The sequence below is a fragment of the Streptococcus parasanguinis genome, from assembly GCF_047465465.1.
Taxonomy (GTDB): domain Bacteria; phylum Bacillota; class Bacilli; order Lactobacillales; family Streptococcaceae; genus Streptococcus; species Streptococcus parasanguinis_AI.
Genome location: NZ_JASGZU010000002.1, coordinates 234,741 through 249,498, shown reverse-complemented (window position 1 = coordinate 249,498; position 14,758 = coordinate 234,741). Strand labels below are relative to the sequence as shown.

The following is a 14,758-nucleotide window of genomic DNA, read 5'->3' as shown; positions in this document are numbered from 1 at the left end:
GCATTTTCCTCCCCTTTCTCAGTTTTTATTTTTTGATGTTAAAACAATTTTTGAACGGCTTCTTTGACCAAATCTTCATCTGCCAGATACGGAATGGTGATGTGGTCTGTTCCTGCATGGAGACGGTTGTACTCGATCGCTGTTTCAATGGCATGGTTATTCCGTGCCCAGTTCCGACGAGCAACTCCACCCATAGTGTCCCAGGCAATGGCAGACTTGATGATTTCATCGATCCGGTGGCTACCGTCTAGGACGAGACCAAATCCACCGTTGATAGCTTTACCGATACCAGTACCACCACCGTTGTGGAGAGCGACGAGACTCATACCGCGAGCAGCGTTACCAGCGTAACATTGAACCGCCATGTCACAAGTGACGTTCGAACCATCTTTGATGTTTGATGTTTCACGGAATGGAGCATCTGTACCAGATACGTCGTGGTGGTCACGTCCGATCATGACCGGTCCGATCTTGCCTTGGCGAATGAGTTCATTGAATTTCAAAGCAATGTTGACACGGCCCATACAATCTTGATAGAGGATACGTGCTTGTGTACCAACCACCAGTTGGTTCTTTTCCGCATCGCGAATCCAGTTGTAGTTGTCGCGGTCTTGGTAGCGACGAGTTGGATCGATCGCTTCCATGGCTGCATGGTCAGTTGCAATCAAGTCTTCGTGTTTACCGCTGAGGCAGACCCAACGGAATGGACCATAACCATAGTCAAAGAGCATAGGTCCCATGATATCTTCTACATAAGATGGCCAAATGAAGCCGTCTTTGTCATCCAAGCCATTCTTAGAAATTTCCTTGATGCCTGAGTCGTAAACAGATTTCATGAAGGCATTACCGTAGTCGAAGAAGTAAGTACCTTTAGCTGTCAAGGCTTTGATCACTGCGAAGTGACGAGCCAAGGTTTCATCGACCAAACGATGGAAGGTTTCTTTGTCTTCTGCCAACAAACGTGTCCGTTCTTCAAAGCTGATACCAACTGGGCAATAGCCTCCATCATAGACGTTGTGGCAAGAGGTTTGGTCAGACAAGAGATGAACGTGAACTTGGTGTTCATTGACATATTCAAGCAAGTCTACGATATTACCATGGTAGGCAATCGAAGTTGATTCACCAGCTTCCAGGGCTGCTTGAGCCAATTTCACAGCTTCTTCGGCACTGTCTGTCACTTGACTAATCCAGCCTTGAGAGTGACGGGTTTCGATCCGAGAGCGGTCGACTTCAGCGACAATGGCAACCGCTTTTGCAATTTCAGCTGCTTTCCCTTGAGCACCGCTCATCCCACCGAGACCAGATGAAATGAAGAGTTTACCGGTCAAGTCGCCATCATCAGCCACACCGAGTTTGAGACGACCAGCATTGAGAAGGGTGTTGAAGGTACCGTGAACGATCCCTTGAGGGCCGATGTACATCCAGCCACCAGCCGTCATTTGACCGTAGTTGGTTACTCCCATTTCTTCAGCGATTTCCCAGTCGTGCATATTGTCATACTCACCAATCAAGAGACCGTTAGTAATGACGACGCGAGGAGCTTCTGGTTTCGATTTGAAGAGGCCTAGAGGGTGACCAGATTCAACGACCAAGGTTTGGTCTTCTGTCATCACTTCCAAGTATTTTTTGATCAAGTTGTATTGCATCCAGTTGGCACAGACAGATCCTGTTTCTCCATAAGTAACCAATTCATAAGGATAAAGGGCAATCTCAAAGCTCAAGTTGTTGTCGATCATGACCTGCATAGCTTTAGCAGCAGTGCATTTTCCTTTGTACTCATCAATTGGTTTTCCATAGATGCGATCTTTTGGACGGAAGCGATAGCCATAGATCCGACCGCGAGTTTTCAGTTCTTCTAGGAATTCTGGGATCAACTCTTGGTGGAATTTTTTAGGAATGTAACGCAAAGCATTTTTAAGGGCAATTTCGGTCTGAGCCTGCGTTAAGCGGAAGCCTCTATCCGGTGCACGACGAATGCCTTCTTGAAAAGTCGCCTTTTCAGGCAGGACATCAAAGTCAAGTTTGACAGACATAGCAGCTGCAATTTCTTTCTCGTCTATAAATGACATAGCAGAACCCTCCTTATAGTTGGACTGTGAATTTGTATTTTCTTTATTGTATCCAAGAAACGTCAATAAAGAGTCAAAAAAAAATATAATTTTTAATAAAGCAAAAAAAAATGAGGGGAAAACTTTTTGACTTTTTTTTGACGCTTTTTCTGTAGAATTGTAAAATGAATAACGATGGAAATAGAAAGGAATGTTTCATATGTCAGCTGATATCCTATTAACCCACTTTAACCAATTGTTTTGTCCGAATGATCTGGGTCATCCTCTCTATGGTAAGGAGATGGCAGAGGCAAAAATTCTTTCAGATGCTTATATCGCCATTAAAGATGGAAAGATTCTTGCAGTTGGGACAGGGCAACCAGACCCAGAACTGATCGATGACCATACGGAAGTAAAATCCTGTGAAGGAAAAGTTGCGACCCCTGGCCTGATTGATTGCCACACCCACTTAGTCTATGGAGGCAGTCGGGAGCATGAATTTGCTAAAAAATTAGCAGGTGTTTCTTACTTAGACATCCTCGCCCAAGGCGGAGGGATTCTAAGCACCGTTCGGGCGACACGGGAAGCTTCTTTTGACACCCTCTATGACAAGTCCAAACGACTGTTGGACTACATGTTGCGCCATGGGGTGACAACCGTTGAAGCGAAAAGCGGTTACGGTTTGGATTGGGAAACGGAGAAACGCCAACTAGATGTAGTAGCTGCCTTGAACCGTGACCATGAAATTGATCTGGTTTCTACCTTTATGGCAGCCCATGCGATTCCTACAGAGTACAAGGGCCGTTCCCAAGAATATTTAGATCTTATTGTGGAACAAATGCTTCCGAAAGTGAAAGAAGGACAGTTAGCTGAGTTCTGTGATATCTTCTGTGAAAAAGGGGTCTTTACAGCAGATGAATCTCGCTATCTTCTTTCGAAAGCTAAGGAAATGGGCTTCAAGTTACGGATCCATGCGGATGAAATTGAGTCTATTGGAGGTGTTGACGTAGCGGCTGAATTGCAATCCACCAGCGCAGAACACCTGATGGTCATTACCGATGAGGGGATCGAAAAACTAGCAAAAGCAAAAGTCATTGGAAATCTGTTGCCTGCAACAACCTTTAGCCTCATGGAAGATACTTATGCACCGGCTCGTAAGATGTTGGATGCTGGCATGGCCATTACCCTAACAACGGACAGCAATCCAGGATCTTGTCCAACAGCCAATCTTCAGTTTGCCATGCATCTGGGTTGCTTCATGATGCGCCTAACTCCAGTGGAAATTCTCAATGCAGTGACCATCAATGCAGCCTACTCAGTAGATCGTGCCAAAACGATCGGTTCTTTCGATGCTGGCAAGCAGGCTGACATTACCATCTTTGATGCGCCAAATCTAGACTATCTCTTCTATTTCTTTGCGACCAATCTAGTGACAGATGTCTACAAGAAAGGTCAAAAAGTCATTTAAACTACTCCATTTCAGTCGAGACCTTGCTGGTTTGTGAAAATCAGCAAGGTCTTTTTTTCTATCAGATCTCCACAGTAAATGGGAATGCTTTATCGGATAATAAAAATTTGATCATCAAAGAATATTTTTCTTACTTTGTGATGTACAAAAATAGAAATTCTTGATAGAATAGAAGTAATATTGAATATTTTTTTCAATATCATCTGTTTGATCTTGAAAACAGAGTGTTTAAACTATTCATCAAACGAACAGGTTGATCAACAGACCTGTCTAGAAATTGTGAGGAGACAAGATGACTGTCGATTATAACAGCAAAGCTTACTTGGATAAAGTAGACGCTTGGTGGCGTGCAGCCAACTACATTTCAGCTGCTCAAATGTACTTAAAAGATAACCCATTGTTGAAGCGTGAAGTCGTTGAAAATGACTTGAAGGCTCACCCAATCGGGCACTGGGGAACTGTACCAGGGCAAAACTTTATCTATGCTCACTTGAACCGTACCATCAACAAATACGACTTGGATATGTTCTACATTGAAGGACCAGGTCACGGTGGACAAGTAATGGTATCGAACTCTTACTTAGATGGTTCATATACTGAATTGAATCCAACTATCCCTCAAAACGAAGAAGGTTTCAAACACTTGTGTAAGATCTTCTCATTCCCAGGAGGGATCGCCTCTCACGCGGCGCCTGAAACACCAGGATCTATCCATGAAGGGGGAGAACTTGGTTATGCCCTTTCTCACGCTGCAGGTGCTGTATTGGATAATCCAGATGTGATTGCTGCCACAGTGATCGGTGACGGTGAAGGAGAAACGGGTCCATTGATGGCAGGATGGTTGTCAAATACCTTCTTGAACCCAGTCAATGATGGAGCTGTTCTTCCAATCTTCTACCTCAACGGAGGAAAGATCCACAACCCAACGATTTTCGAACGCAAAACAGACGAAGAATTGGCCCTCTTCTTTGAAGGTCTTGGTTGGAAACCAATCTTTGCAAACGTAACCGCTATTTCTGATGACCACGAAGCTGCACACGCTATGTTCGCTGAAAAATTGGACGAAGCAATTGAAGAAATCAAGAAAGTCCAAGCAGAAGCTCGTAAAGGTTCTGCTGAAGAAGCAACTCAACCAGTATATCCTGTCTTGATTGCTCGTATTCCTAAAGGTTGGACTGGACCAAAAGCTTGGGAAGGAACACCAATCGAGGGTGGCTTCCGTGCTCACCAAGTTCCAATCCCAGTAGATGCTCACCACATGGAGCATGTGGATGCCCTTCTTTCATGGTTGGAATCTTACCGTCCAGCTGAGTTGTTTGACGAAACTGGTAAATTACTTCCTGAAATTGCTGAGATCGCACCAAAAGGTGACCGTCGCATGGCGATGAACCCAATCACAAATGCTGGTGTGATCAAACCAATGAACACAGCTGATTGGAAGAAACATGCCTTCAAGATTGAAAGACCAGGTGCTATCATGGCGCAAGATATGATCGAATTTGGTAAGTATGCAGCAGACTTGGTGGATGCGAACCCAGACAACTTCCGTATCTTTGGACCAGATGAAACCAAATCAAACCGTCTTCAAGAAGTCTTTACTCGTACAAGCCGTCAATGGTTAGGACGTATGAAACCAGACTACGATGAAGCTTTGAGCCCTGCTGGACGTGTGATTGACTCTCAATTGTCAGAACACCAAGCAGAAGGAATGCTCGAAGGATATGTCTTGACAGGTCGTCATGGATTCTTCGCATCTTACGAATCATTCCTTCGTGTTGTAGACTCTATGATTACTCAACACTTCAAATGGTTGCGTAAATCTAAGACTCACACGACATGGCGTAAAAACTACCCAGCCTTGAACTTGATTGCGACTTCAACTGTTTTCCAACAAGACCACAATGGCTACACTCACCAAGATCCAGGTATCTTGACTCACTTGGCTGAGAAAACTCCTAAATACATCCGTGAGTACTTGCCAGCAGATACCAATACGTTGCTTGCAGTGATGGACCAAGCCTTCAAGGCAGAAGATGTGATCAACTTGATCGTTTCTTCTAAACACCCGCGACCTCAATTCTACTCAGCAGCTGAAGCAGAAGAATTGGTTCGTGAAGGATACAAGGTGATCGATTGGGCATCAACTGTTTCAGCAGATGAAGAACCAGATCTAGTTATTGCAGCAGCAGGTACAGAGCCAAACTTAGAGGCACTTGCAGCTGTAACGATTCTTCACAAAGCCTTCCCAGAATTGAAGATCCGCTTTGTTAACGTTGTAGACATCTTGAAATTGCGTCACCCATCAGTCGACGCGCGTGGACTTTCAGATGAAGAGTTCGACAAGGTCTTCACCGCTGACAAACCTGTGATCTTTGCCTTCCATGGTTACGAAGGCATGATCCGTGACATCTTCTTCAACCGTCACAACCACAACTTGCGTGTGCATGGTTACCGTGAAAACGGAGATATCACAACACCATTCGATATGCGTGTCATGTCTGAGTTGGATCGCTTCCACTTGGCACAAGATGCTGCTAATGCAGCTCTTGGAGCAGAAGCAGCTGAATTTGCAGCTCAAATGGATGAAACAGTAGCCTTCCACAACGCCTATATCCGTGAAAATGGAGACGACATTCCAGAAGTTCAAAACTGGAAATGGGAAAACGTAAATAAATAAGAAAAAGAGCCGGATTACTCCGGCTTTTTTGTGATTTGAATGCAGTAGGGAATAAAAGATACAGGGATAAAAGTTCGGGAATCAAGCGCTTTCTAGAGAAAGATGGAAGAGTTTTCAAAGAAATATTGAAGTGAAACCGAAAAAATAGTAAAATGGAAGAGCTGATTGCAGCAAATCAACTTTTCTGCATTCTCCTCTTTGGAGAAGTGTCCGACATTAGAAAATGGAGTATTCAATGAAGAAAAAAGTTATCTTGAAAAGCAGTATCCTAGCGGTCGCTGCCGGTCTTAGTGTTTTTGCGATCAATAGCGTTTTCGCAGATGAATTGCCAGTGCAGTTCATGGGAGTCAATGACTTCCACGGTGCCTTGGAACAAACGGGGACAGCTCGTTTAGAAGGCGAAACTGTGAAAAACGCAGGAACAGCCCCACTTTTGGCAACCTATTTGAACGATTCGCAAAAAGACTTTGAAACGGAGAATGCCGGAACGCCAAATGCCAGCATCCGTGTGCAAGCTGGAGATATGGTCGGAGCTAGTCCAGCCAATTCTGCCCTCCTTCAAGATGAACCAACTGTTAAAGTCTTCAATGAAATGAACTTTGAATACGGAACTCTTGGTAATCACGAGTTTGACGAAGGACTTGGTGAATTCAACCGGATCATGAAGGGAGAAGCCCCAACACCTGGTCAATTCAATAAGATCGTCGATGAGTATCCTCATGAAGCTTCCAAACAAGAAGTCGTGATTGCCAACTTGGTCGACAAGGATACTAACAAAATCCCATTTGACTGGAAGCCTTATACCATCAAAGAAATCCCAGTCAATGATAAGACTGTTAAAGTCGGATTTATCGGGGTTGTTACGACAGAATTCCCAAATCTTGTTTTGCGTAAAAATCATGAACAATACCGCGTTTTGGATGAAGCAGAATCGATTGCCAAATATGCGCGTGAATTAAATGACCAAGGAGTTCATGCTATCGCTGTCTTGGCCCACGTTGCTGCCACTAGTAAGAATGGTGTAGCAGAAGGCCCAGCTGCAGACATGATCAAAAAATTAAACCAAATCTATCCTGAAAACTCAGTGGATATCGTCTTTGCAGGTCACAACCACCAATATACAAATGGAATGGTCGGAAATACCTTGATTGTGCAAGGAACTTCTCAAGGAAAGGCCTACTCTGATGTCCGCGGAGTCCTAGATACAGATACAGCTGACTTTGTCAAAGCTCCAACTGCTAAAATTATTGCGGTAGATCCATCGAAAGGCAAAGCAAAAGATGCCAAGGTTCAAGCGATCATCAATGAAGCCAACAAGACTGTTAAAAAGGTAACAGAAGCGAAAATTGGTTCAGCAGAAAAAGCAGAAAATATCACTCGTGAATTGAATGAGCAAAAAGAAAGTGCTGTTGGGGATCTGGTCACAGCCGCCCAACTAGATATTGCCAAAAAATCAGGTTATCCAGATGTTGACTTTGCCTTCACCAATAATGGAGGAATCCGTGCAGACCTCGTGGTGAAACCAGACGGAACAGTAACTTGGGGTGCAGCTCAAGCAGTGCAACCATTTGGAAATATCCTCCAAGTAGTAGAAATCACTGGGGACCAAATCTACAAAGCTTTGGACCAACAATATGATGAAAAAGAGCTCTACTTCTTGCAAATGGCAGGGATCAAGTACACCTATACAAAACCGGCTGATGCAACAGAAGAAAATCCATATAAGGTCGTGAAAGCTTACAAGGCAGACGGAACCGAAATTGATCGCAACAAGACCTACAAGGCAATTATCAACGACTTCTTGTATGGTGGCGGAGATGGCTTCTCAGTCTTCCGTGATACAAAATTGATCGGTGCCATTAATCCAGATACTGAAGTCTTTATCCAATACATCGAAGATGTGAATAAGGCAGGGAAGAAGTTGTCTGCTTCAATCTTGGGCAATAAGACCTTTGTGGAAAAAGTGGAAGAAGAAACACCTACTCCAGAACCACAACCAACCCCTCAACCAACTCCAGAACCAACTCCACAACCACAGCCAGCGCCAGTTGATCCAGTAAGTCCAGTTCATCCTGTAGCTCCAGTAACTCCTGTTACCCCAACTCCACAACCTGAAAGCTCAGTAACTCCAGCTCAACCAGCTGCAAGCGAAACAAAAGAAGTGGCAACAAACAAACCAGTTGCTGTCACTTATCATACGGGTGGACAAACAGAAGTAGCTGCTACACCAGCAACAGGTCTTCCAAAAACAGGTCAAGAAGAATTGGCTTCGACAGTCCTTAGCCTCTTTGGCATGACCTCACTAGCTTTAGCAGGCTTTGTAGCTAGCAAAAAACGTGAAGGCTAAGTCGTTCATCCGTTAACTGACCCTAAAAAACGTCCGTTCTTTTGAGAAACGGACGTTTTTGATCTTAGGCTGTTTTCTCCACCCAGACACTGCGGACAAAGAAGAGGCTGATCAGAGCTAGTGCTAGAAAGGCAACTCCCAGATAATAATAGGGTTGATCCATTGTGGTAGATCGACCAGAGAGGTTGACAATCCCTCGGTAGAGGGCTCCAGCTGTGAGCGTAGCCACTCCTGAATTCCAAAGATTGAGACTCAGGCGAGAGAAGCCTTTCACCATCAACTGTAGAAGCACTAGTAGGGCGCCACCGATCAAAGGAATCAAGAAGAGGTAGTGCATGAAGGCAGAGGTTTCGCCAAAACTAAAGTGTTCGTAGATACGACTTCCGACAAAGAAGAAAGCCAAGATAAGAATGTACCATAGGATGGTCTTTTTCAAGCGTTGTTTAATAGGATTAGTAACCGATGTAGACAATGTCACTCACCGCCCTTTCTGAGATAGTACCATTTGTTGTTGGTTTGTTGATGACTTTTCCGTTAAAGTAGAGGGTAGAAGATCCGCCACCATCAAGGTTGTAGGCTGTTTTGACGCCATAAGACTTCATCACTTCTGCTAATTGGTAGAGAGACAGGCCTTGGCTTTCTGAAGTCCGTCCGTCTGACACGACGATAATGTAGTGGTTTTCATCGATGATCCCAATAGCAGTCCGTGGATTAGACGCCATGGATTGTCCAACTTCTGAGTTGGTATCGACGGTAATTTCTCCATTTTCAACTAAGGAAGGACCGAAAGCGAGGAGATTGACGACCCCGTCTTTGACTAATTGATCCGCTGAGATCTCATCTTCATAGATAATTTTGAAGGATCCATCCTTGTAAATGGCCAGGTCACCATTGCTTGCATCTTCCCGAACGGTATCGCGGTAGACCACTCCATTTCGGATGACGTATCCTGTACTGTTAGCCCCGTAATAGTCACCGTTCACTGCTAGAATAGCACTGTTGTTGGCGGCTGTGACGGAGGTCTTAGCCGTTACATTTGTCCCGTAGGTGTTTTGTGCAAAGGCTGTTTTGAGATAATCTGCCGAGCTGACTGTGATATCTGCGATGTAAACCTGGGTGTTTTCAACTGTTTTTTCTGTTAAAGTCACCTGGATATTGTCATCTGAATAGCTAGTATCGGTCGTTGTAGCTGAAGCAGCTGCTTTTTTGGCTGCCTTAGTGTCCGTAGTCGTAGCTTTTACGGTTTGGATGGCATCGGATAAGACAAAGGTCTTGAGCATCGAGTAGCTAAAACTGCTGGTCAAAAGAAGGCCAAAGCAGGCAGCATAGGTATAGGATTTTTTAAAGAATTTCATGGTGGGGAGCTGTCCTTTCTTTGAAGATTACTTTTTTCTGGATCACCCATGAGACCAGAAAGAGGAGGAAGCCAACGACAATTTTACTGATCAGGAGATTGAGCCCGAAAGCAGTATAGAAGAGTCGAATCAAGAGCGTATCGAGAATAAAGAGGCCGAGGGCTAGACCAAAGTAGCCACTTCCTGTTTTAGCGACGCTATCTTTATTCTTAAAGACCAGGTGCTTGTTAGTAGAGTAGTTAAAAATGGAACTCGTCACACGAGCGATCCCGTTCGCTAGGAGAATGCGAAGACTAATGGGCACGGCCATCATTACAAAAAGGAAGAAGGCATAGACCAAGTAGTCCACGATAAAACTACTTAGAGAGGAGAGGGCAAACTTGAACATGTCCTTGTAGATCATGAGGCCGTCGCGAACAGGACGGAAGTGGGAACCTTCATTGTCATTGATGTAGACTGTTTCAATTGGAACTTCTAGGATGGGATAGGCCTTACTAGCTGCCAGCAGAACATTCATCTCATATTCATAACGCTGTCCGTCAACCTTAAGCATGAAAGGTAACATATTTGTAGTGAAGGCCCGTAAGCCAGTCTGAGTATCGCTGACTGCCACTCCGGTTTGTTGTTTGAAGAGGAAACGGGTCAATTTGTTTCCAAAAGCAGAACGCAAAGGAACTTGGCCAGAAAAGGCGCGTGCTCCTAAAATAAGTGCTCCAGGATGCTCTTGAGATTGGTTAACAACCCTGAAAATATCCCAAATTTTGTGCTGACCGTCTGCATCAGCTGTAACAATGCTTCCATAGGTACCTCTTTCTAGGATGTATGCATAAGCAGTCTTGAGAGATTGCCCTTTTCCTTGATTGTGCTCGTGGGTCAGGACTGTCGCAAGACCGTCCAATTTGTCAAAAATCACTTTCTTGTCGGCGCCACTTCCATCGTCGACGACGATGATGTGGAGATCACTCTTAGCGTGAACCAGGCGAACCAATTTGACAAGATTCAGATCCGGTTGATAGGCGGGGATGATAAGATAGTTCATAATCGTTCCTCGTTTCTTGAGATTTGTTGTAGCTAGTATAAAGACTCAAGCTTAAAGCTAACTGATATCAGTTTTCTTTAAGGAAAAGGGACAGGAAAGGAGTCTCTTTCCTTCTATAATTTCCATTTTAAAGGGGAAGTTTTCCTTTAATATCGTAGGGTATGTAAAAAATGATGTTTCAAATCCTAAAGATAATCCTTGCCTTTGTTCGAAAAGTCTGGTATAATAGTTTCTTGTGAGTAAACCTCACTTACCCCTTGCAAAGACTTGGGGTCATTAGTCCAAAAGGAGGAACATTATCAATGGCTAAATACGAAATTCTTTATATTATTCGTCCAAACATTGAAGAAGAAGCTAAAAACGCTTTGGTAGCACGTTTCGATTCTATCTTGACTGACAACGGTGCAACTGTTGTTGAATCAAAAGATTGGGAAAAACGTCGTCTTGCATACGAAATCCAAGATTTCCGTGAAGGACTTTACCACATCGTAAACGTTGAAGCGAACGACGCTGTAGCTCTTAACGAGTTTGACCGTCTTTCAAAAATCAACGGTGACATTCTTCGTCACATGATCGTAAAAGTTGACGCGTAAGAAATCATCAGAGGTGACTTATGATTAACAATGTTGTACTTGTCGGTCGTATGACCCGTGATGCTGAACTTCGTTACACTCCAAGCAATCAAGCAGTTGCTACTTTCAGCCTAGCTGTCAACCGCAACTTCAAGAGTCAGAATGGAGAGCGCGAAGCCGATTTCATCAACTGTGTGATCTGGCGTCAGCAAGCAGAAAACTTAGCCAACTGGGCTAAGAAAGGTGCTTTGATTGGGATTACCGGTCGCATTCAAACACGTAATTACGAAAACCAGCAAGGTCAACGTGTTTATGTCACTGAAGTCGTAGCAGACAGCTTCCAATTATTGGAAAGCCGTGCAGCACGCGAAGGGCATGCAGCTGGTGGCTATTCATCAGGTAACGGTGGTTTTGCTGGAAATGCAGCCCCAAGCTTTGGTGGATCTGAACCAAGCAATGCCGCGCCAAACTTTGGTCGTGAAGAAAATCCATTTGGAGCTAATCCAATGGACATCTCAGACGACGATCTTCCATTCTAAGAATGGGTTTAACGAATTAAAACTATAAAGGAGAATTAAACATGGCTCAACAACGTCGTGGCGGATTCAAACGCCGTAAAAAAGTTGATTACATCGCAGCAAACAAAATTGAATATGTTGATTACAAAGATACTGAGCTTCTTAGCCGTTTCGTTTCAGAACGTGGGAAAATCCTTCCTCGTCGTGTAACTGGAACTTCAGCTAAGAACCAACGTAAAGTAACAACAGCTATCAAACGCGCTCGCGTAATGGCTTTGATGCCTTTCGTAAACGAAGATTAAAAAAAAGACCCGGGTGGGTCTTTTTTTCAGGTCCAGTGGACCTCTTTTTCACGAGCTTGAAAACAAGAAAGCGAGTAAGACCCGGGTGGGTCTTTTTTTCAGGTCCGGTGGACCTCTTTGACCTTTCCCTAGCTCTAATCGTGTTATAATGTGGGAAGAAATGTATCAAGGAGAGAACTATGAAGGAAGGTGTAATCATCAGGAGGATGATAAAGGCAGATATTGAGCACATCTCTCAAGCCTTTATCCACCAAGGGTGGCCGGGTAGAGAGGATATCTTGACTAGCTATTTTCAGGAGCAGGAGAATAGAGAGAGGGACGTATTAGTAGCTGAGTCGGATGGATTTGTGGCAGGCTATATCACTATATTGCCTGCTGCCAAGCACGGCCCTTTCGTGGGAGTCTATCCTGAACTAACTGATTTTAATGTTTTTGAGCCATTTAGAAGTCGAGGAATTGGGAATCAACTCTTAGAAGAGGCGGAAAAAAGAGTCCGGCTACTATCAGAGATTGTTACTTTAGGGGTTGGTTTACACTCGGGTTATGGCCCAGCTCAAAGACTGTATGTTAAACGAGGCTATATCCCAGATGGATCTGGAATTTGGTTTAGGGATCGCCCCTTGGCCCCTTACAGTTCTTGTGAAAACAATGATGATTTAGTCCTCTATTTTTCAAAAAGGTTGAACAAGGAAATACAGTAAAACAAAAACGGATGAAAACTTCATCCGTTTCTTTTTAGCGTCGAGTTGCAGGTGCTGTGCTCGAACTTTTAATATTAAAGCGTTTCTTGAGGTAGAAGCGAAGGACAAGCGCTAGAGCTCCTAAAACGATGGCAAAAACATCTGGAATAGTTGGGTTGAGGACTTGTGGAAGTAAGGAGGTAAAGGACAAGACGATGACCCAAAGGAACATGACGCCGACAAGAATCGGCATGGATTTCCAAAGAGAGGGACGCTCACTGCGATCTTTTGTGCCATCCATATACTGATAGAAGAAGTAGTACATGAGATACAAGAGCAGAGCCCCTGTCAAACTTCCAAGGATCAAGGTGATCAACCCATAGCCAGTACGACGCGGTGCGACCAAGTTCATAAAGGCGCTAATCGTAGCAAAGACACCAAGGATAAAGAGGAAGGAATCCAAAATCATAAGAGAGGGAGCATCGTTTAATTTCGGATGCTCTTTTTCATAGCGTTCTTTCTCGCTGAAAGAATTCGCCCAAACAGTTGGAGCTCCAAAAAGAGTCCGTGCCGGAATCCCTTTTCCTTGGTTTTCATGGATAGCTGGAAGGATTTCTTGGATGAGGCTTTCTGCTTCTTCAGCAGTTTTTCCGTTTTCAAGCAATTGGTGTTTGGCGATGCGGATAAATTCTTGGTTTTTCTTGCTGAGTTGATTCAAATCAAATTGAGACATAAATACTCCTTAGTGTTATTAGTAGGTGTTAGAACCATTTTTTATGGATGAGATAGACGACGAGAGACCCGGTCAGGGCAAAAGCGATGAAAATGATGAGCCAGAAGGCGTTTGGTTCTCCATTGAGCGGTAATTCATTGTCTTTGAAGTTCATCCCATAGGCCGAGAAAATCATGGTTGGGATGGACATGACGATGGTCACCATGGCCAAGGTCTTCATGATGTTATTCTGGTTGTTGGAGATGATTGATGCGAAGGTATCGGTCATGGAGTGCAGGATATTTCCATAAATATCTGCCATCTCGATGGCCTGCTGGGTTTCGATCAAGGTATCTTCCAGTAGATCTTCGTCTTCTAGGTATTTCTTGATGTTGCTAGTGGCACTGGTCAATTTCTTGATCACGCGCTCATTGGTTTTCAGAGAGGCCTTAAAGTAGACGATGGTTTTTTCTAACTCCATCAACTCAATCAGTTCTTCATTACGCGTTGATTTGTGCAATTGGCTTTCAATCTGTTCACTCTTTCGATCCAGGGTACGAAGCGCAGACAAGTAGAGTTCGGCGTTACGATAGAGGATCTGAAAGATAAAGCGCGACCGCATAAAGGTATAGAAATTCCGCAAGCGTCGGTTGATAAAGATATCTAGAAGCGGTAATTTCTCTAAGCAAGTCGTGATAATAGCCTCTTCTGTCAGGATAATCCCTAGCGGAATGGTCACGTAGTAGGTCTGATTGTTCCGCTCTTCCTTGATGGGAACGTCGACGATGATCAAGGTATACTCATCTTCGATGGTCATACGGGACATTTCTTCCGCATCGAGTGGTGCCCGCAAGTCTGCAATATCAATATTAAAGGCAGAGGCGATTTCCATCGATTCACTTTGGGAAGGGTTAACAAGGTTGATCCAGCTACCGGGTTCCAGCGTCTCTATTTCTTTAAATTCAGTCGTTGTCGATAAAAAGACCTGTTTCATGGTGCCTCCCCTTGTTTTTTTACACCTTAACATTATATCAGAAAAA

13 protein-coding genes are annotated in these 14,758 nt (G+C 44.1%); 7 read left to right on the top strand and 6 right to left on the bottom strand.

Going from position 1 to position 14,758, the window contains the following annotated elements:
* Positions 1 to 38: 38 nt before the first annotated feature.
* The gene (locus tag QM351_RS05615; RefSeq protein ID WP_414326910.1) at positions 39 to 2,069 is read right to left on the bottom strand and encodes a urocanate hydratase; all 2,031 of its coding nucleotides are present in this window, start codon (positions 2,067 to 2,069) and stop codon (positions 39 to 41) included.
* A gap of 199 nt (positions 2,070 to 2,268) precedes the next feature.
* Between QM351_RS05615 and hutI the strand changes: the two genes are divergently transcribed.
* From hutI to QM351_RS05600, 3 genes are all read left to right on the top strand, one after another.
* The gene (gene hutI, locus QM351_RS05610; RefSeq protein ID WP_414326909.1) at positions 2,269 to 3,516 is read left to right on the top strand and encodes an imidazolonepropionase; all 1,248 of its coding nucleotides are present in this window, start codon (positions 2,269 to 2,271) and stop codon (positions 3,514 to 3,516) included.
* A 292-nt stretch (positions 3,517 to 3,808) separates the two neighbouring features.
* Positions 3,809 to 6,193 (top strand): phosphoketolase, encoded by a 2,385-nt coding sequence (locus QM351_RS05605; RefSeq protein ID WP_414326907.1) that lies wholly within the window; start codon positions 3,809 to 3,811, stop codon positions 6,191 to 6,193.
* A 235-nt stretch (positions 6,194 to 6,428) separates the two neighbouring features.
* A complete protein-coding gene (locus QM351_RS05600; RefSeq protein ID WP_414326905.1) occupies positions 6,429 to 8,540 on the top strand; it encodes a surface-anchored 5'-nucleotidase in 2,112 nt (703 codons plus the stop codon).
* 64 nt (positions 8,541 to 8,604) lie between these two features.
* Here the strand turns inward: QM351_RS05600 and QM351_RS05595 are convergent, their stop codons facing one another.
* Genes QM351_RS05595 through QM351_RS05585 form a run of 3 tightly spaced genes read right to left on the bottom strand, consistent with a single transcriptional unit; the run spans position 8,605 to position 10,934 of the window.
* On the bottom strand, positions 8,605 to 9,012 hold the full coding sequence (locus QM351_RS05595; protein WP_414327022.1) for a hypothetical protein: 408 nt from the start codon (positions 9,010 to 9,012) through the stop codon (positions 8,605 to 8,607).
* Complete coding sequence (locus QM351_RS05590; RefSeq protein WP_414326903.1) at positions 8,993 to 9,895, bottom strand: phosphodiester glycosidase family protein; 903 nt, start codon at positions 9,893 to 9,895, stop codon at positions 8,993 to 8,995. The genes QM351_RS05595 and QM351_RS05590 overlap by 20 nt, the downstream gene beginning before the upstream one ends.
* A complete protein-coding gene (locus QM351_RS05585; RefSeq protein ID WP_414326901.1) occupies positions 9,882 to 10,934 on the bottom strand; it encodes a GtrA family protein in 1,053 nt (350 codons plus the stop codon). Before QM351_RS05585 ends, QM351_RS05590 begins: the two co-directional genes overlap by 14 nt.
* A 302-nt stretch (positions 10,935 to 11,236) precedes the next feature.
* Between QM351_RS05585 and rpsF the strand changes: the two genes are divergently transcribed.
* The 4 genes from rpsF (at position 11,237) to QM351_RS05565 (ending at position 13,027) form a co-directional block, all read left to right on the top strand.
* Positions 11,237 to 11,527 (top strand): 30S ribosomal protein S6, encoded by a 291-nt coding sequence (gene rpsF, locus QM351_RS05580; RefSeq protein ID WP_003005040.1) that lies wholly within the window; start codon positions 11,237 to 11,239, stop codon positions 11,525 to 11,527.
* A 20-nt stretch (positions 11,528 to 11,547) separates the two neighbouring features.
* Positions 11,548 to 12,045, top strand: coding sequence for a single-stranded DNA-binding protein (locus tag QM351_RS05575; RefSeq protein WP_049515946.1), 498 nt, complete (start codon positions 11,548 to 11,550; stop codon positions 12,043 to 12,045).
* Positions 12,046 to 12,086: 41 nt separating this feature from the next.
* Complete coding sequence (rpsR, locus tag QM351_RS05570) at positions 12,087 to 12,326, top strand: 30S ribosomal protein S18 (protein WP_000068664.1); 240 nt, start codon at positions 12,087 to 12,089, stop codon at positions 12,324 to 12,326.
* A 179-nt stretch (positions 12,327 to 12,505) separates the two neighbouring features.
* Positions 12,506 to 13,027: a GNAT family N-acetyltransferase gene (locus QM351_RS05565; RefSeq protein ID WP_315377429.1), complete on the top strand. Its 522-nt coding sequence runs from the start codon at positions 12,506 to 12,508 to the stop codon at positions 13,025 to 13,027.
* Between the two features lie 34 nt (positions 13,028 to 13,061).
* On the opposite strand, the gene QM351_RS05560 is transcribed toward QM351_RS05565, so the two are convergent.
* Both QM351_RS05560 and QM351_RS05555 read right to left on the bottom strand, forming a co-directional pair.
* Positions 13,062 to 13,739, bottom strand: a complete 678-nt coding sequence (locus QM351_RS05560) for a DUF1129 domain-containing protein (RefSeq protein ID WP_414326898.1) — start codon at positions 13,737 to 13,739, stop codon at positions 13,062 to 13,064.
* A 28-nt stretch (positions 13,740 to 13,767) separates the two neighbouring features.
* On the bottom strand, positions 13,768 to 14,712 hold the full coding sequence (locus QM351_RS05555) for a magnesium transporter CorA family protein (RefSeq protein ID WP_031576884.1): 945 nt from the start codon (positions 14,710 to 14,712) through the stop codon (positions 13,768 to 13,770).
* Between the last annotated feature and the right edge of the window lie 46 nt (positions 14,713 to 14,758).

Coding starts and splice junctions, on each gene's coding strand:
- QM351_RS05615 (WP_414326910.1), bottom strand. CDS start 2,069: ATGTCATTTATAGACGAGAAAGAAATTGCAGCTGCTATGTCTGTCAAA.
- hutI (WP_414326909.1), top strand. CDS start 2,269: ATGTCAGCTGATATCCTATTAACCCACTTTAACCAATTGTTTTGTCCG.
- QM351_RS05605 (WP_414326907.1), top strand. CDS start 3,809: ATGACTGTCGATTATAACAGCAAAGCTTACTTGGATAAAGTAGACGCT.
- QM351_RS05600 (WP_414326905.1), top strand. CDS start 6,429: ATGAAGAAAAAAGTTATCTTGAAAAGCAGTATCCTAGCGGTCGCTGCC.
- QM351_RS05590 (WP_414326903.1), bottom strand. CDS start 9,895: ATGAAATTCTTTAAAAAATCCTATACCTATGCTGCCTGCTTTGGCCTT.
- QM351_RS05585 (WP_414326901.1), bottom strand. CDS start 10,934: ATGAACTATCTTATCATCCCCGCCTATCAACCGGATCTGAATCTTGTC.
- rpsF (WP_003005040.1), top strand. CDS start 11,237: ATGGCTAAATACGAAATTCTTTATATTATTCGTCCAAACATTGAAGAA.
- QM351_RS05575 (WP_049515946.1), top strand. CDS start 11,548: ATGATTAACAATGTTGTACTTGTCGGTCGTATGACCCGTGATGCTGAA.
- rpsR (WP_000068664.1), top strand. CDS start 12,087: ATGGCTCAACAACGTCGTGGCGGATTCAAACGCCGTAAAAAAGTTGAT.
- QM351_RS05565 (WP_315377429.1), top strand. CDS start 12,506: ATGAAGGAAGGTGTAATCATCAGGAGGATGATAAAGGCAGATATTGAG.
- QM351_RS05560 (WP_414326898.1), bottom strand. CDS start 13,739: ATGTCTCAATTTGATTTGAATCAACTCAGCAAGAAAAACCAAGAATTT.
- QM351_RS05555 (WP_031576884.1), bottom strand. CDS start 14,712: ATGAAACAGGTCTTTTTATCGACAACGACTGAATTTAAAGAAATAGAG.